The organism is Micromonospora globosa, from assembly GCF_000717585.1.
GTDB classification, from domain to species: domain Bacteria; phylum Actinomycetota; class Actinomycetes; order Mycobacteriales; family Micromonosporaceae; genus Micromonospora; species Micromonospora aurantiaca.
Window position 1 is genome coordinate 201,321 of the sequence record NZ_JNZR01000003.1, and the last position, 16,664, is coordinate 217,984.

The following is a 16,664-nucleotide window of genomic DNA, read 5'->3' on the forward strand; positions in this document are numbered from 1 at the left end:
GTCAGTCGACCCGCAGGCGGTACCCCCGCTTGACCACCGTCTGCACCACGCGGGGCGCCGTCAGCCCCGCCCGCAGGCGGGCGACCGCCATCTCCACCGCGTGCTCGTCGGCGCCACGTGGCAGCGTCCGCAGCAGCGCGGTGCGGGAGAGCACCTTCCCCGGCGACGCGGCGAGCGCCCGCAGCACCGCCATCGGCGCCGGCGCCAGCTGGCGCAGCTCCCCGTCGACCACCGCGGCGTGCCCGCGCAGCGTCAGCACGTGCCCGGCCGCCTTCACCGAGACCGTGCGCCGGGGCAGCTCCTCGACGATGGTGCGGACCAGGGCGCCAAGCCGGGCCCGGCTCGGCGCGCTCACCGGCACCCCGCGCCGCACCAGCGGCTCGGCGGTGACGGTGCCGACGCACCCGGCCAGCACGTCGCCGCGCAGCGCCTCCAGCACCGTCTCGGTACGGTCCCCGGCCGCGCGCAGCAGCGCCTCGGCCGCCGGGGCCGAGGTGAACGTGACCGCGTCGACGAGACGCCCGGCCACCAGGTCGATGAGCCGGTGCAGCGGCGCCGGGTCGGCCGGCGGCGCCCACCGGTACACCGGCACCTCGATCACCGTGGCGCCGGCCGCCACCAGCGCGTCGGCGCACTCGGGCTGCCGCTCGCCGTGCAGTTGCATCGCCACGACCTGGCCGGCCACCCCGCGCCGGACCAGGTGCTCGACCACCTCGTCGCAGCTCTCCGAATCCGGGGACCAGTGCTCGCGCAGCCCGGCGGCACGGATCGCGCCGGTCGCCTTCGGACCGCGGGACACCACGTACGCGCGGGCGAGCGTGGTGCGCAGCGGCTCGGCCAGCCCCCAGCCCTCGGCCGCCTCCAGCCAGCCCCGCATGCCGATGCCGGTGTTGGCCATCAGCACGTCCGGCGGGTGTTCCAGGCAGGCCCGGGTGGCCTCACGCAGGTCGGTGTCGTCGGCCAGCGGGACGATCCGCAGCGCCGGGGCGAGCACCACCCGCGCACCGCGCCGCTGGAGCAGCGCGGCCAGTTCGTCGCGCCGCCGGTCGGCGGTGACCCCGATGGTGAAGCCGGCCAGCTCGTCCCGCATCATTCCTCCTGCCGTAACCGCACCTCGACCAGGCCGTCCCGGCAGCGCACCGGATGCCGGCGCAGCGTCACGCCCGGTAGGTCCAGGCACCGCCCGGTGGTGAGGTCGTAGACCTGCTTGTGCAGCGGCGAGGCGAGCGTGGGCACGCCGCCCCGACTGCCCACCAGACCCCGGGACATGACGTACGCGCCGCCGACCGGGTCGAGGTTGTCCACCGCGTACAGCCCGTTCGCGGTACGGAAGACCGCCACCTGTACGCCGTCGACGAGGGCGGCCACGCCCCGGTCGGGGTCGAGCCGGTCCAGCGGGCAGACCGGGGTCCAGTCCAGCGTGACGACGGGGCTCATCGGCGTACCTCCGGCAGGCCCAGCGCGACGGGCTGGCGGCGGTGTCCGCCGTCCGGGGGCGCGCCCCGGGCCGGCACCGGCTGGCCCCGCTCCTGGGTGAACGTGATGGACGGGTCGGGCACCTCGGGCGCGTTGACGAAGGAGGTGAAGCGGCGCAGCCGGTCCGGGTCCTCCAGGACGTCGCGCCACTCGTCGGAGTAGCTCGTGACGTGCCGGGCCATCGCCGCGTCGAGGTCGGCGCAGAGCCCGAGCGAGTCGTCCACGAGCACCGACCGGAGGTGGTCCAGGCCGCCGTCCATGGCCTCGACCCAGGCGGCGGTGCGCTGCAACCGGTCGGCGGTGCGGATGTAGTACATGAGGAACCGGTCGATCAGGGTGACCAGTTCCGCGGTGCTCAGGTCGGTGGCGAACAGGTCGGCGTGCCGGGGCCGGAAACCGCCGTTGCCGCCGACGTACAGGTTCCAGCCGGTCTCGGTGGCGATGACGCCGAAGTCCTTGCTCCGGGCCTCGGCGCACTCCCGGGCGCAGCCGGACACCGCCGACTTGAGCTTGTGCGGCGCGCGCAGGCCCCGGTAGCGCAGCTCCAGCGCGACCGCGAGCCCCACCGAGTCCTGCACGCCGTAGCGGCACCACGTGTCGCCCACGCACGACTTCACGGTGCGCAGCGCCTTGCCGTACGCGTGGCCCGACTCGAAGCCCGCGTCGACGAGCCGGCGCCAGATCTGCGGCAACTGGTCGACCCGGGCGCCGAACAGGTCGATCCGCTGCCCACCGGTGATCTTCGTGTAGAGCCGGAAGTCGCGCGCCACCTCACCGATCGCGATCAGCTTCTCCGGGGTGATCTCCCCGCCGGGAATCCGGGGCACCACCGAGTAGCTGCCGTCGCGTTGCAGGTTGGCCAGGAAGTGGTCGTTTGTGTCCTGGAGCGACGCCTGCTCGCCGTCGAGCACGTGCCCGGTGCCGAGCGAGGCCAGGATCGAGGCCACCACCGGCTTGCAGATGTCGCACCCGCTGCCGCGCCCGTGCTCGGCGACGAGCCGGGAGAACGTGCTGATGCCCCGCACCCGGATCAGGTCGAACAGCTCCTGCCGGCTGTGGTCGAAGTGCTCGCACAGCGCCGTCGACTGGCGTACCCCGGCGGCGTCCAGCAACTGCTTCAGCATCGGCACGCAGGAGCCGCAGCTCGTACCGGCGCGGGTGCACGCCTTCAGCGCCGGCACGTCGGTCGCCCCGCCGGCGATCGCCGCGTCCAGGTCGGCCCGGGTCACCGCGTTGCAGGAGCAGACCTGCGCGGTGGCGGGCAACGCGCCCGCACCGGCGCCCGCGCCGCCGGCCGGCGCCAGCAATGCCAGCGGGGGAGCGGGCAGCGGTCCGCCGACACTGGCGCGCAACGCCGGGTACGCGCTCGCGTCCCCGACCAGCACGCCGCCGAGCAGCGTCCGCGCGTCGTCGGAGAGGACCAGCTTCGCGTACGAGCGGGTGGCCGGGTCGGTGTACGTCACGTCGAGGCAGCCGGGGGTGACGCCGTGCGCGTCACCGAACGAGGCCACGTCCACGCCGAGCAGCTTGAGTTTCGTGGCGGTGTCCGCGCCGGGGAACGTCGCAGCGCCGCCGAGCAGCCGGTCCGCGACCACCTCGGCGGTGGCGTACCCGGGCGCGACCAGACCGTGGCAGACCCCGTCGACCGCCGCGCACTCGCCGACCGCCCAGATCCGCTCGTCGGCGGTCCGGCAGGCCGTGTCCACCAGCACGCCGCCGCGCGGGCCCAGCGGCAGCCCGGCCACCCGGGCCAGTTCGTCGCGCGGCCGGATCCCGGCGGCGACCACCACCAGCTCCGCGTCGAGGCTGCGGCCGTCGGCCAGGTCGAGCGCGGCCACCGTGCCGTCCGGCCCGGGACGCAGCGCCGTGGTGGCCACCCCGAGGTACGGCGTGACGTCCAGTTCCTCGACGTACCGCCGGAGCATCGCGCCGCCCGCCTCGTCCACCTGCACCGGCATCAGCCGGGGCGCGAACTCGACAACGCTCGTGGCGAGCCCGAGCAGCCGCAGCGCGTTCGCCGCCTCCAGCCCGAGCAGCCCGCCACCGATCACCGCGCCGGTACGGCGGCCCCGGGCGTGCTCCCGGATCGCGGCCAGGTCGTCCAGCGTCCGGTAGACGAAGACGCCTGGCAGATCGGTGCCGTCGACCGGCGGCACGAACGCGTACGAGCCGGTGGCCAGCACCAGCGCGTCGTACGGGTACTCGCCGGCCGCCGTGGTCACCACCCGCCGTGCCCGGTCGACGCCGGTGGCCGGTTCGCCGAGTCGCAGGTCCACTCCGGCGTCGGGCGTGTGCAGGTTCAGCTCACCGGCGTCCACCCCGTCGAACACGGCCGAGAGCCGCACCCGGTCGTACGCCGGGCGCCGCTCCTCGGCGAGCACCGTGACCCGCCACCGCCCGTCGGTGTCCCGGGCCCGCAGCGCCTCGACGAAGCGCTGCCCCACCATGCCGTTGCCGACCACCACCAGCCGCTCGTTCATGACACCTCCACCGTCTCGCGATCCGTCTCGCTGTCGCGTGTCTCGTCCGTGGGCGGGTCCACCTCGGCGAGCCAGGCGGCGATGCCGGCCACCGCGTCCCGGCAACTGCCGCAGCCGGTGGCGGCCCGGGTCTCCGCGGACAGCTCCGCCGCCGTCCGGGCACCCGCCCGCCAGCACGCCACCAGCGCGCCCTTGCTCACGTCGTTGCACCGGCACACGGTCGCGGCGTCCGGCATCAGCGCCGGTGACGCGGCCGGACCGGCCGGCGCCTCGCCGAACGCCCGGCCGAGCAGCAGCGAACGCCGGTCCGCCGGCACCGGCGCGCCCCTGTCGAACAGCTGCACCACGGTGCCGACCGCCGGGTTGTCACCGAGCAGGATCGCGCCGGTCAGCCGCTCGTCCCGGATGCGCAGCCGGGCGTAGGTGCCCCGGGCCGGGTCGGCGAAGGTCAGCTCCTCGACCGGCCCGTCCACGTCGCCGGTCCCGTCCACGTCGCCCATCGCGGCCAGGTCGATACCGGCCGCCTTGAGCCGGGTCACCGCCGGGCGGGGCCGGTACCGGGCCAGCGGGTCCGTGCCGGTCAGCACGTCGGCCACCACCCGGGCCTGCGCCCAGGCCGGCGCGACAAGCCCGGTCAACGTCCCGTCGTGCTGGGCGCAGTCGCCGATCGCGGAGATCCGCCGGTCGCTCGTCCGCATCCGGTCGTCCACCACCACGCCCCGCTCGACGGCGAGCCCGGCCGCGGCGGCGAGCGCGGTGTCGGGGCGTACCCCGCAGCAGAGCACCAGCAGGTCGGCGTCGAGCGTCCCGGTGTCGCCCAGGTGCAGGCGGACGCCGTCGGCGCCGGCGCTCACGGCGGTGGCCGGCACCCCGAGCCGGGACCGGACGCCCAGGCCGGCGAGCGTGCCCGCGAGGACCGCGCCGGCCGGCGGGTCGAGCTGGCGCTCCATGAGGTGCCCGACCGGGTGGACCACAGTCACGTCGAGCCCTCGGGCGGCCAGCCCGCGGGCCGCCTCCAGACCCAGCAGCCCGCCGCCGAGCACGACCACGCGCCGCGCGCCCTCGGCGGCGGCGAGGATCCGCCGGCAGTCGCCGAGCGTGCGGAACGGGACGACCCGCTCGGGCAGCGGGGCGAGGCCCGGCAGCGGCGGCACCACGGCCCGGCTGCCGGTGGCGAGCACCAGGTGGTCGTACCCGTGCCGCTCGCCGTCGTCGGTGACCACCTCGCCGGCGGCCCGGTCCACCGCGGTGACCGCCGCGCCGGTGCGGACCTCGACGCCCGGCCCGACGGCTTCGACAAGCTCCACGTCCGGCTCGCCGATGCGTCCGGCGAGCAGCGTGGAGAGCATGATCCGGTTGTACGCGCGGTGCGGCTCCGCCCCGAGCACTGTGATCGAGTGGTTCCCGCCGCGTGCGTGCAGCTCGGCGGCGAGCCGGGCGCCGGCCATGCCGTAGCCGACGACGACGATGCGCTCGTTCATGCCGGCTCCACCCGGACCGCGCAGATCTTGAACTCGGGCATCCCGGAGACCGGGTCGAGCGCGTCGTTGGTGACCGAGTTGGCGCGTTGCGCGCCGGGCCAGTGGAACGGCGCGAAGACGGTGTCCGGCCGGATCGCCGTGCTGAGCCGGGCCGGTGCGCACAACTCACCCCGGCGGGAGACCACGCGTACCGGCGCGCCCTCGGCCACGCCGATCCGTGCTGCCAGGTCGGGATGCAGCTCCACGAAGCCGCCGGGCGCGGCGCGGCGCAACGCGGCCACCCGCCGGGTCTGCGCGCCGGACTGGTACTGCGCGAGCACCCGCCCGGTGGTGAAGTGCAGCGGGTAGTCGGCGCACACCGGCTCGGCGGCCGGCCGGTGGGTCACCGGATGGAACCGGGCCCGGCCGTCCGGGGTGGGGAAGCGGTCGGCGAACAGCCGGGGCGTGTCCGGGCCGTCCCGGTCCGGACAGGGCCAGAACACGCCGGTGTCGGCGTCGATCCGGTCCCAGGTGATCCCGGCGTAGTCGGCCGGCCCGCCGGCCGAGGCCCGGCCCAGCTCCGCGAACACCTCGCGCGGGTCGGCCGGCAGCGGCGTCCCGCCCCCGGTCAGCCGTTCGGCGAGCGCGGCGAGGATCTCCAGCTCGGTACGGACCCCGGCGGGTGGTTCGCGCAGCGCCCGGCGGCGCAGCACCCGGCCCTCCAGATTGGTCATCGTCCCGTCCTCCTCGGCCCACTGGGCGACCGGCAGCACCACGTCGGCCAGCTCGGCCGTCTCGGAACGGACGAAGTCCGCCACCACGAGCAGGTCCAGGGCGCGCAGCCGGGACTCGACCCGCGCGGCGCGGGGCGCGGACACGACCGGGTTGGAACCGAACACCAGCAGCGCCCGCGCGCCGGACGGCGTGCCGAGCGCGTCGAGGAGCTGGTACGCCGGCACCCCCGGCCCGGGTAGCGAGTCCGGTTCGACGCCCCACACCCCGGCGACGTGCTCGCGGGCCGCCGGGTCGTCGATGCGCCGGTAGCCGGGAAGCTGATCGGCCTTCTGCCCGTGTTCCCGGCCACCCTGCCCGTTGCCCTGCCCGGTCAGGCAGCCGTAGCCGGAGCCGGGGCGGCCGGGCAGGCCCAGGGCGAGCGCCAGGTTGATGAAGGCGGTGACCGTGTCGACGCCCTTGGCGTGCTGCTCGGCGCCCCGGGCGGTGAGGACGACCGCGCGGTCCACAGTGGCGAGTGCGCGGGCGGTCGCGTACAGGTCGGCCACCGGCACGCCGGAGAGCCGTTCCACCTCCGTCGGCCAGTAGCCGGCCACCGTCCGCCGGACGTCGTCGAATCCGGTGGTCCGCTCCGCCACGTACGCGCGGTCCAGCCAGCCCTCGGTGAGCGCGATGTGCAGCAGCGCGTTCGCCACCGCGAGGTCGGTGCCGGGCAGGGGTTGCAGGTGCAGGTCGGCCTGGCGCGCGGTGGCGGTGGCGCGCGGGTCGACAACGATCAGCCGGCCGCCGCGTTCCCGCAGGTCGGCGACGTGCCGCATCAGCGGCGGCATGGTCTCGGCCGGGTTCGCGCCGACCAGCAGCAGCGTGTCCGCGTGCCCGAGGTCGGCGAGCGGGAACGGCAGTCCCCGGTCGATCCCGAACGCCCGGTTCCCGGCTGCGGCGGCCGACGACATGCACCAGCGCCCGTTGTAGTCGATGTGCCGGGTCCGCAGCGTCACCCGGGCGAAGCGGCCCAGCGCGTACGCCTTCTCGTTGGTGAGCCCGCCGCCGCCGAAGACCGCCACCGCGTCCGGCCCGTGGCGGTGCTGCACGTCCTTGACCCCGGCGGCGACGCGGTCGAGCGCCTCGTCCCAGGTCGCCGGGCGCAGCTCGCCGCCGGGCCGGTCGCGCAGCAGCGGGGTGGTGAGCCGGTCCGGGTGGTCGAGCAGGTCGGCGGCGGTCCAGCCCTTCTGGCAGAGCCCGCCCCGGTTGGTGGGGAAGTCGCGGGCGCCGACCTCGACACCGTCGCCGGTGGCGCGTAGCACCATGCCGCACTGCAACGCGCAGTACGGGCAGTGCGTGGCGGCCTCGACGAGGTGTGACCCCGTTCGCGTCGCCGTGCGTGCACCGTCTGTCATGTCGGAAAAGCGTGCCGTCGGGGGGTTTCCGGTCCGGGTCTGCTCTGTTTCGGTCCTGTCACGAGCGCTTCACACCGCACGCGGGTGACGAGACGCTCCGCAGGGCTTAGAATGTGGGACAATAATCTCATATAACGGGAGGCATGATGAGCGTGGCGGACGCGTTCGACGCGGTGGCCGGCAGCTACGACCAGGCCCGGCGCCGCCTTGTGCCCTGCTTCGACGCCTTCTACGGCACCGCTGTCGAGGTGGCCGCACCCCCGCTGCGCGCCGCGCTCGCCGCCGGGCGTACCCCCGAGGTGCTGGACCTGGGCGCGGGCACCGGCCTGCTGTCCCTGCTGCTGACCGCGGCCGTCCCCGGGGTCCGCCTGACGCTCGTGGACGGCGCCCCCGGCATGCTCGCGGTGGCCGCCGGGCACCTGGACGCCCGTGGCGTGCCGCACCGCACCGTCCACGCCGACCTGGCCGGCCCGCTGCCCGCCGGCCGGTACGACGCGGTGGTCTCCGCGCTGGCCATCCACCACCTCGACGACGAGGGCAAGCGGGCGCTGTACAAGCGGGCCGCCGACGCGCTCGTTCCCGGCGGGGTGTTCGTCAACGCCGAGCAGGTCGCCGGGCCGACCCCCGCGCTGGACCGCCGCTACGACGAGGTGTGGACGGCGCGGATCACCGAGCTGGGTTCCGACGCCGAGGAGATCGCCGGCGCCCGCGAGCGGATGCGGCACGACCGGCCGGCCCCGGTGGCCGAGCAGTGTCGCTGGCTGACCGAGGCGGGCCTGGTGGACGTGGACTGCTTCTTCAAGGAATGGCGTTTCGCGGTCTTCGGCGGTCAGCGGCCGGACGGATCGGCGAGGTGATTCTCGAGCCGATCGGCGAAACGGGACGCGCCGGCCTTCCGTAGGTGGGCGATCAGTTCGACCGCGTCCTTGTCCTCGGCGACCAGGCTGCGCCGGTAGTAGTCGATCTGCCGCGTCAACGTTCTCATGACCAGAGGCATCGAACGGTCGGCCACCCAGTCGAGGAACTCGTCGCCGGTGCGGACCGACAGCGATTCCCGTACGCATTCCGGCGGAAAGGCGCGCCGGTCGTCGGTCACCAGGATGTCGGCGCGACCGTGGACGGCGGCGGCCAGCACGTGCCGGTCGTCCGGGTCCGGCGGGCACGGAACGTCGTTCGGCGAATAGCCGGTGACGAGGCCGTACGGGAACGCCTGGACGAAGCGGCGTCGCTGCCCGCCGATCGCCTGCTCGGAATGCTCGGGCCGCTTACGGCGCAGGCGATACATCCATTCCGCCAGAACGTCCTCGCTGTACCGCAGATCGAAGACGGTGCAGTCGCCTTCGAGCGCGAGAAGGCTGATCCAGTCGCGAAGGGTCCTGGAATAGAGAATGTTCGCGTCCAGGAACACCAGTGGGGCGCTGGGGATCACAGTGGACACCCTACCCAGCGCCCCCTGGCCGGGCCCGGAACTACACGTCGTCGGTGAAACCCAGCGCGTCGGATTCCCACATCAAGGCCTCGTACGACTTCCGTCGCTCCTCCATCTGCCGTTGCCGGAATGCGAGGACGTCGCGGAGGAAGAGGCGCCGGTGGCTGCCGACCCGGTGGGACGCGATCGACCCGTTCTCCAGGAGGCGAACGAGTGTGGGGCGGGACATGCCGAGCAGCTTCGCCGCCTCGGTCGTCGTCAGTTCGCGGGAGATGGCGCTGATCGCGACGCCGTCGCCGCGGGCGAGCATCGCCGAGATCTGATGGAGGACGTCGAACATCTGGGCGGGCACCTCGACCTCTTCGCCGTCCGCCGAGACGAGGCGGGCCACGCCTCCGCCCGCGGCGAGGGGGTGCCGCACGAGGAACTCCTCCATGGCGGCCGCCTTCTGGCGCTCCGCTCCCTCGGTGGGCATGACCGAGGCGGCCATGCCGGTGCTGAGGCTCATGACGGCTCCCTGTGGCAGATGCGGCTTGTGTCGTCCCAGCCGTTCGGACCTGCTCTATCGTCGCCCCCAAGTGCAATATCCGCAACCGGCTTCGCTTGTTTCACCTGCAGGTGTCCGATTCCGCGATCGGCGGGGACGAGGATGACTGGCGGTCATACCGATGGGTAGTCTTCGCGGCATGACCGCCAAGGTGACGCTGTCGTTCTCCGACGAGACGATCGAGGAGGCGCGCCGGTTCGCCAAGCGGGAAGGGCTCTCCCTCTCCGCCTGGATGGACCAGGCCGCCCGGGAGAAGGCGCTGCGCGAGGTCTTCACCGCGCACGCCGACGCGGTCGGCCGTGCCGGCCTGGACCTGGAAGCCGCCGCCCTGGCCGACGCCCAGGAGGTCGCGCTCGTCGACGACGCCCTGTTCGGCGGGCGTCCGCGTGCTGCGTAGGGGTGAGGTCTGGCGCATCTCCGGCGCCCGGGAGCGGTTCGGCCTGGTGATCAGCTCCGACGTCTACAACGCCACTGCGGTACCGATCGTGATCGTGGCCGAGGTGGTCGAGGAGTCGCTGCTGCGCGACTCGCCGCTCGCCGTGCCGATGGGCGCGTACGTGGTGATGCCCGACCGGATCTCCTCGCCGATGAAGAAGTGGTTCACCGAGTGCGTGGACGTGGCGGACACCGAGACCATGCAGCGGGTCGGCCGGGCGCTGCGGATCCTCCAGGAGCTGTGACCGCCTCACCGGCGCCGTCCGGCGGACGTGCGATCTCCGTTGCCGGGCCGACGCGTGCGGGGCACGCCGGGGAAACCACGGGCTGAGAGCGTCGCCTCGTCATCGACGAGGAGGAGTCGCCCGTGAGCACGCTCGTTTCCGCACCGACCACGCCTCCGGCCGCCACCGCCGGCCGGCTCACCGAATGGCGGCCGGAGGACCCGGCGTTCTGGGCGGCCGGTGGCGCCCGGGTCGCCCGGCGCAACCTGTACGTCTCGATCTTCGCCGAGCACGTCGGCTTCTCGGTGTGGAGCCTCTGGTCCGTCACGGTGCTGTTCCTGGGCCCCGAGTACGGCATCGACCCGGCCGGGAAGTTCCTGCTCACCGCCGTACCGGCCGCGCTGGGGGCGGTGCTGCGGCTGCCGTACACGCTCGCGGTGGCCCGCTTCGGCGGCCGGAACTGGACCATCGTGAGCGCCCTGCTGCTGCTGGTGCCGGCGGTGCCGATGGCCGTGCTGATCGAGCCCGGGGTGTCGTACGCCACGCTGATGGTGCTGGCCTGCCTGTCCGGCGTCGGCGGCGGCAACTTCGCCTCGTCGATGGCGAACATCAACCTGTTCTTCCCGGAGCGGCTCAAGGGCCGGGCGCTGGGGCTCAACGCCGGCGGCGGCAACCTGGGCGTACCGGCCGTGCAACTGGCGGGGCTGGCGGTGCTGGCGACCGCCGGCGCCGCGTACCCCCGGCTCGTGCCGGCGGTCTACCTGCCGCTGATCGTGCTGGCCGCGCTGGCCGCGGCCCGGTGGCTGGACAACGTGCCGGGGGCGCGCAACGAGCCGGGCGCGCTGCGCGCGGCGGCCCGCGACCCGCACACCTGGGTGATGTCGCTGCTCTACGTGGGCACGTTCGGCTCGTTCATCGGCTTCGGGTTCGCCTTCGGCCAGGTGCTCCAGCTCCAGTTCCACGACCGGTTCCCGACGCCCGTCGACGCCGCCTGGCTGACCTTCCTGGGGCCGCTGATCGGGTCGCTGATCCGGCCGGTGGGCGGTCAGCTCGCCGACCGGCTGGGCGGGGCGCGGGTCACGTTCTGGAACTTCGTCGCGATGGCCGCCGGGGCCGGGCTGGTGCTGTACGCCGCCAGGGAGAAGTCGTTCCCGCTCTACCTGGCCGGGTTCCTGGCGCTGTTCGTCTTCTCCGGCATCGGCAACGGGTCGACGTACAAGATGATCCCGGCGATCTTCCGGGCCCGGGCCGTCGCGGAGAGCGAGCTGACCGGCGACCCGGAGGCGGCGCAGCGGCGGGCCCGGCGGCTGGCCGGCGCGGTGATCGGCATCGCCGGGGCGGTCGGTGCCTCGGGCGGGGTGCTGGTGAACGTGGCGTTCCGGCAGTCGTTCCTGGCCTCCGGCACTGCTGATGCCGCCTACCTGGCCTTCATCGGGTGGTACGCGCTCTGCTTCCTGGTCACCTGGGTGGTCTACCTGCGTCCCGGACCGCGTACGCTGGTCGGCGTGTGACCTGTGCCATGGCGAACCCGCAGGCCACGCGCGGCGCGACCCCGTTTTGACCTGCCGCCGGGCGGCCGGGTATCGTTGCCTGCTGTTGTACGACATTCTTAGGCGTGCCGCATCAGGTACGCTTGGTCGTTCGTGCGCGCTGGTCCGGCTGGGTACTCCTGGTCACCTCGGCGCGCGACCCCAGACCGACGACGAGACAAGGTAGACCTGTGCGTACGTACAGCCCGAAGCCGGGTGAGATCGAGCGTCAGTGGCACGTCATCGACGCCTCTGATGTCGTGCTGGGCCGCCTGGCGACCCACGCCGCCACGCTCCTGCGTGGCAAGCACAAGCCGACTTTCGCGCCGCACGTCGACACGGGCGACTTCGTCGTCATCGTGAACGCGGGCAAGGTCGCGCTGACCGGCAACAAGCGTCAGACCAAGGTCGCTTACCGCCACTCCGGTTACCCGGGTGGCCTGAAGCGGGTCGGCTACGACGAGCTGCTCACCAAGCGGCCCGAGCGGGCCATCGAGCTGGCCGTGAAGGGCATGCTCCCGCACAACAAGCTGGGCCGTCAGCTCCTCAAGAAGCTGAAGGTCTACGCCGGTGCCGAGCACCCGCACACCGCGCAGCAGCCGGTGCCGTTCGAGATCAAGCAGATCGCGCAGTGAGCGCGGGCGAAGGAAGCAGCATGACCGACATCACCGCCACCGAGGTCGCCCCCGAGGCCACCGAGGCGCCGGCGCCCGTCGCGCGCGCGCCCCGTGGTGACCGCCCGATCCAGACCGTGGGTCGGCGCAAGGAAGCCATCGTCCGGGTCCGGATCATCCCGGGCAGCGGCAAGATCACCTGCAACGGCCGCGACCTCGAGGCCTACTTCCCGAGCAAGGTGCACCAGCAGCTCATCAAGGACCCGCTGGTCACCGCCGAGAAGCCCGAGGCGTTCGACGTGATCGCCAACCTGCGTGGCGGCGGCACCACCGGCCAGGCCGGCGCGCTGCGGCTCGCCATCGCCCGGGCGCTGATCGTCAGCGAGCCCGACGACCGCCCGGCCCTGAAGAAGGCCGGCTTCCTGACCCGTGACGCCCGGGTCAAGGAGAGCAAGAAGTACGGCCTCAAGAAGGCCCGTAAGGCTCCCCAGTACTCGAAGCGCTGATCACCACAAGCGTCTTGTACTTCTGACGGACGGCCGGTTCGCCTCCCCCATCCGGGAGGCGGACCGGCCGTTCCGCGTTTCTCCTCTCATCGGCAGTTCCACGGAGGTTGGCGGGTATGGGCCGGTTGTTCGGCACGGACGGCGTACGCGGGCGGGCGAACGCGGATCTCACCCCGGAGTTGGCGCTTGCGGTCGCGGTGGCCGCGGCCCACACGCTGGCCGAGACCGACAAGAGCCATCCGCCGCTCGCGGTGGTCGGCCGGGACACCCGGGCCAGCGGCGAGATGCTGGAGGCGGCGGTGGTCGCCGGGCTCACCAGCGCCGGCGCCAACGTGGTCCGGGTCGGCGTGCTGCCCACCCCGGCGGTGGCGTTCCTCACCGCCGAGGCAAAGGCCGACCTGGGCGTGATGCTCTCCGCCTCGCACAACCCGATGCCGGACAACGGCATCAAGCTGTTCGCCGCCGGCGGGCACAAGCTGCCCGACGAGATCGAGATGCGGATCGAGGAGGCGGTGAAGGCGAACGCCACCACCGCCTGGAAGCGCCCCGTCGGCGCCGGTGTCGGCCGCGTGCACGACCTGCTCGACGGCGCCGACCACTACGTGCAGCACCTGGTCGGCACCGTGCCGCACCGCCTCGACGGGATCAAGGTCGTGGTCGACTGCGCCAACGGCGCGGCCGCCGACGTCGCACCGGTCGCCTACCGGGAGGCCGGCGCCGAGGTGATCGCCATCCACGCCGAGCCGGACGGGCTCAACATCAACGACGAGTGCGGCTCGAACCACATCGAGGCGCTGCGCGCCGCAGTGGTCGAGCACGGCGCCCACCTCGGCATCGCCCACGACGGCGACGCCGACCGCTGCGTCGCGGTCACCGCCGACGGGAACGAGGTCGACGGCGACCAGGTCATGGCGATCCTCGCGCTGGCCATGCGGGACGCCGGCGAGCTGACCCAGGACACCCTGGTCGCCACAGTGATGAGCAACCTCGGTCTCCGGCTGGCCATGTCCGAGCACGGCATCCGGCTGGTCGAGACCAAGGTCGGCGACCGGTACGTGCTGGAGGAGCTGCGCGCCTCCGGCCTGGCGCTCGGCGGCGAGCAGAGCGGCCACATCGTGCTGCCCGCGTACGCCACCACCGGCGACGGCGTGCTGACCGGCCTGCACCTGATGGCGCGGATGGCCGCCACCGGCACCTCGCTGGCCGAGCTGGCCGCCGTGGTCACCAAGCTGCCCCAGGTGCTGATCAACGTGCCGGTCGGCGACCGTACCGTCGGCGCCGCCGCACCGGCCGTCCGGGCCGAGGTCGAGCGCGCCGAGGCGGAGCTGGGTGAGACCGGCCGGGTGCTGCTGCGCCCGTCCGGCACCGAGCCGCTGGTGCGGGTCATGGTCGAGGCGGCCACCGAGGACACCGCCCGCGAGGTCGCCGAGCGCATCGCCGAGCAGGTCCGCACCGCCAGCCCGGTCGCCTGACCGACCCGGGGCCGCCTGCTCTTCCTCCTCGCCGGTCAGCTCGGCCGGACGCGGCGGTCAGTTCGCCTGGACCCGGCGCAGGAAGCGGGCGGCCAGGTCGGCCACCGCGCCGGCGTCCAGCTCCTGCGCCGGCCCGGCCACGGTCACCTCGGCCAGCGCCAGCCCGGGTACCTCGGTGTCCCGCCAGCCGCCGACGAACCACGCGCGTTCCTCCTCGGCCAGCGCCAGGTTCGCCGCGTCGAGCACGGCCGCCGGGTACGGCAGCCAGAACCGGAACTGGTGGGTGTGCGGCGGCGCCGGGTACACCCGGGCGCCGGGCAGGGCGGCCAGCGCCTCGGCCACCACCCGGGCGTGCACCACGTACCCGGGGAGGCGGGGCAGCTCCCGGGTCAGCCCGGCGAGCGCTGCGAGCGCCGCCGGCCACTGCTGGAACAGCGTGCCGCCGTAGCGGTGCCGCCAGGCACGCGCGTACCGGATCAGGTCCGCGTCGCCGGCCAGCGCGGCACCGGAGATGCCGCCCAGCGACTTGTAGAACGAGACGTACGTGCTGTCGGCCAGCGCCGCGATCTCGGCCGGCGAGTAGCCCAGATGGACTGACGACTCCCAGAGCCGGGCCCCGTCGAAGTGCACCCGGGCACCGCCGGCGCGGGCCGCCGCGACGACGGCCACCAGCTCGTCCCAGGTCGGCAGCACGAACCCGGCGTCCCGCAGCGGCAACTCCAGGAAGAGTGTGCCGATCGGCTCGTCGAGCGCCGCCACCTCGTCGGCAGTCGGGTTGCGCGGCGCGCTCGTGGTGCGCACCGCGCGTACGCCGGCGAGCAGCGCGTACGCGTCCCGCTCGTGCGTCAGCGGATGGCTGAGCGGGTGCAGGCCGACACCGGCGCGGCCGGTCAGCTCCGCCCCGTGACGCATGGCCACCTGCTGCGCCATCGTGCCCGACGGGAAGAACGCGGCAGCCTCCGCGCCGAGCAGCTCGGCGACCCGCAGCTCCAGCTCCGCCACCGGCCCGCCCTCGCCGTACAGGTCGGGCGGGTCGTCCCCGGCCACCTGATCGAGCGCGGCGAGCTGTTCCCGTACGGAGGCCGGGCGTACGCCGGAGAGCATCGTGTCGCAGCCACGCTGGGCGGTGAACCGGCGCAGCCGCGTGGCCTGCTCGTCGCTCATCCGTCCGCCCGGAGCCGGCGCAGCCGGGTCACCGCCTCGGCCAGCACCTCCGGCCGTTTGCAGAACGCGAACCGGATCAGCCGGCGCCCGGCCTCCACGTCGTCGTAGAACACCTGCGTCGGCACCGCCACCACGCCGCAGCGCTCCGGCAGCGCCCGGCAGAACTCCACCCCGTCCCGGCCGCGCAGCGGCGTGACGTCGGCGGTGACGAAGTAGGTGCCCTCCGGCGCGAGCACGCCGAACCCGGCGTCGGCCAGCCCGGCGGCGAGCTGGTCCCGGCGGCGTTGCATGTCGTCCCGGAACCCGGTGAAGTACGCGTCCGGCAGCCCGAGCGCCACAGCCACCGCCGGTTGCAGCGGCCCGGCGTTGACGAACGTGAGGAACTGCTTCACCCGCAGCACCGCCGCCACCAGCGGCGCGGGGCCGCTCACCCAGCCGACCTTCCAGCCGGTGCAGGAGAACGTCTTGCCGGCCGACGAGATGCGCAGCGTCCGCTCCCGCATGCCCGGCAGCGTGGCCAGCGGTACGTGCGGCGCGGCGGCGTCGGTGAACACCAGGTGCTCGTAGACCTCGTCGGTGACCGCGTACACGTCGTGTTCCCGGCACAGCTCGGCCACCGTCGTCAGCTCGTCGGCGGTGAAGACCTTGCCGGTCGGGTTGTGCGGCGAGTTCAGCAGCACCAGCCGGGTACGTGGCCCGAACGCGGCGCGCAGCTCGTCCGGGTCGAACGCGTACCTGCCGTCGGGGCCGGGCCGCAGCGTCACCGGGCGGCGGACCGCGCCGGCGAGCGCGATCGAGGCGGCGTACGAGTCGTAGTACGGCTCGAAGCAGATCACCTCGTCACCCGGCTCGCAGAGCGCGAGGATGCTCGCCGCGACCGCCTCGGTGGCGCCGGCCGTCACGACGATCTCGCCGTCCGGGTCGTACTCCAGGCCCCAGAACCGGCGCTGGTGCCCGGCGACGGCGGCGCGCAGCGCGGGGATCCCCGGGCCGGGCGGGTACTGGTTGTGGCCGGTACGCAGCGCCTCGGCCGCGGCGGCGAGCATCTCCGGCGGGCCGTCGGTGTCCGGGAAGCCCTGCCCGAGGTTGACCGCGCCGGTGCGCACGGCCAGCGCGGACATCTCGGCGAAGACGGTGGTGCCGAACGGCCGCATCCGGGCCACCAGGGGATCGGTCGTCGTCACGGCGGCCAGCCTACG

The 16,664-nt window shown here is 74.0% G+C and carries 16 protein-coding genes; 7 read left to right on the plus strand and 9 right to left on the minus strand.

Going from position 1 to position 16,664, the window contains the following annotated elements:
- Nucleotide 1: 1 nt before the first annotated feature.
- Genes IF06_RS0105410 through IF06_RS0105430 form a run of 5 tightly spaced genes read right to left on the minus strand, consistent with a single transcriptional unit; the run spans nucleotide 2 to nucleotide 7,545 of the window.
- Complete coding sequence (locus IF06_RS0105410; RefSeq protein ID WP_013288585.1) at nucleotides 2-1,090, minus strand: uroporphyrinogen-III synthase; 1,089 nt, start codon at nucleotides 1,088-1,090, stop codon at nucleotides 2-4.
- Entirely contained in the window at nucleotides 1,090-1,437 is a 348-nt protein-coding gene (nirD, locus tag IF06_RS0105415; RefSeq protein ID WP_013288584.1) for a nitrite reductase small subunit NirD, read from the minus strand. Before nirD ends, IF06_RS0105410 begins: the two co-directional genes overlap by 1 nt.
- Entirely contained in the window at nucleotides 1,434-3,956 is a 2,523-nt protein-coding gene (nirB, locus tag IF06_RS0105420; RefSeq protein WP_030269369.1) for a nitrite reductase large subunit NirB, read from the minus strand. The genes nirD and nirB overlap by 4 nt, the downstream gene beginning before the upstream one ends.
- Nucleotides 3,953-5,437 (minus strand): FAD-dependent oxidoreductase, encoded by a 1,485-nt coding sequence (locus IF06_RS0105425; RefSeq protein WP_030269370.1) that lies wholly within the window; start codon nucleotides 5,435-5,437, stop codon nucleotides 3,953-3,955. The genes nirB and IF06_RS0105425 overlap by 4 nt, the downstream gene beginning before the upstream one ends.
- Entirely contained in the window at nucleotides 5,434-7,545 is a 2,112-nt protein-coding gene (locus tag IF06_RS0105430) for a molybdopterin oxidoreductase family protein (protein WP_052166129.1), read from the minus strand. Before IF06_RS0105430 ends, IF06_RS0105425 begins: the two co-directional genes overlap by 4 nt.
- Nucleotides 7,546-7,691: 146 nt before the next feature.
- Here IF06_RS0105430 and IF06_RS0105435 point away from each other — a divergent pair, with 146 nt between their 5' ends.
- The gene (locus IF06_RS0105435) at nucleotides 7,692-8,402 is read left to right on the plus strand and encodes a class I SAM-dependent methyltransferase (protein ID WP_013288580.1); all 711 of its coding nucleotides are present in this window, start codon (nucleotides 7,692-7,694) and stop codon (nucleotides 8,400-8,402) included.
- Here IF06_RS0105435 and IF06_RS31990 read toward each other — a convergent pair.
- Nucleotides 8,375-8,974 carry a PIN domain-containing protein gene (locus IF06_RS31990; RefSeq protein ID WP_030269375.1) on the minus strand — a complete coding sequence of 200 codons (600 nt, stop codon included), beginning with the start codon at nucleotides 8,972-8,974 and terminating at the stop codon, nucleotides 8,375-8,377. The genes IF06_RS0105435 and IF06_RS31990 overlap by 28 nt on opposite strands.
- 40 nt (nucleotides 8,975-9,014) lie before the next feature.
- Nucleotides 9,015-9,482, minus strand: a complete 468-nt coding sequence (locus IF06_RS0105445; RefSeq protein WP_013288578.1) for a helix-turn-helix domain-containing protein — start codon at nucleotides 9,480-9,482, stop codon at nucleotides 9,015-9,017.
- Between the two features lie 178 nt (nucleotides 9,483-9,660).
- Between IF06_RS0105445 and IF06_RS0105450 the strand changes: the two genes are divergently transcribed.
- The 6 genes from IF06_RS0105450 (at nucleotide 9,661) to glmM (ending at nucleotide 14,301) form a co-directional block, all read left to right on the plus strand.
- The gene (locus IF06_RS0105450; RefSeq protein ID WP_030269378.1) at nucleotides 9,661-9,918 is read left to right on the plus strand and encodes a DUF6364 family protein; all 258 of its coding nucleotides are present in this window, start codon (nucleotides 9,661-9,663) and stop codon (nucleotides 9,916-9,918) included.
- Complete coding sequence (locus tag IF06_RS0105455; RefSeq protein ID WP_030269379.1) at nucleotides 9,908-10,201, plus strand: type II toxin-antitoxin system PemK/MazF family toxin; 294 nt, start codon at nucleotides 9,908-9,910, stop codon at nucleotides 10,199-10,201. Before IF06_RS0105450 ends, IF06_RS0105455 begins: the two co-directional genes overlap by 11 nt.
- A gap of 122 nt (nucleotides 10,202-10,323) precedes the next feature.
- Nucleotides 10,324-11,691 (plus strand): MFS transporter, encoded by a 1,368-nt coding sequence (locus IF06_RS0105460; RefSeq protein WP_030269381.1) that lies wholly within the window; start codon nucleotides 10,324-10,326, stop codon nucleotides 11,689-11,691.
- Nucleotides 11,692-11,900: 209 nt separating this feature from the next.
- Nucleotides 11,901-12,344 (plus strand): 50S ribosomal protein L13, encoded by a 444-nt coding sequence (gene rplM, locus IF06_RS0105465; protein WP_013288574.1) that lies wholly within the window; start codon nucleotides 11,901-11,903, stop codon nucleotides 12,342-12,344.
- A gap of 20 nt (nucleotides 12,345-12,364) precedes the next feature.
- On the plus strand, nucleotides 12,365-12,829 hold the full coding sequence (rpsI, locus tag IF06_RS0105470) for a 30S ribosomal protein S9 (RefSeq protein ID WP_013288573.1): 465 nt from the start codon (nucleotides 12,365-12,367) through the stop codon (nucleotides 12,827-12,829).
- A 116-nt stretch (nucleotides 12,830-12,945) separates the two neighbouring features.
- Nucleotides 12,946-14,301, plus strand: a complete 1,356-nt coding sequence (gene glmM / locus IF06_RS0105475) for a phosphoglucosamine mutase (protein ID WP_013473666.1) — start codon at nucleotides 12,946-12,948, stop codon at nucleotides 14,299-14,301.
- A gap of 57 nt (nucleotides 14,302-14,358) precedes the next feature.
- On the opposite strand, the gene IF06_RS0105480 is transcribed toward glmM, so the two are convergent.
- Entirely contained in the window at nucleotides 14,359-15,465 is a 1,107-nt protein-coding gene (locus tag IF06_RS0105480; protein ID WP_030269383.1) for a threonine aldolase family protein, read from the minus strand.
- Nucleotides 15,462-16,649: a pyridoxal phosphate-dependent aminotransferase gene (locus IF06_RS0105485; RefSeq protein WP_013288570.1), complete on the minus strand. Its 1,188-nt coding sequence runs from the start codon at nucleotides 16,647-16,649 to the stop codon at nucleotides 15,462-15,464. The genes IF06_RS0105480 and IF06_RS0105485 overlap by 4 nt, the downstream gene beginning before the upstream one ends.
- Nucleotides 16,650-16,664: the final 15 nt, after the last annotated feature.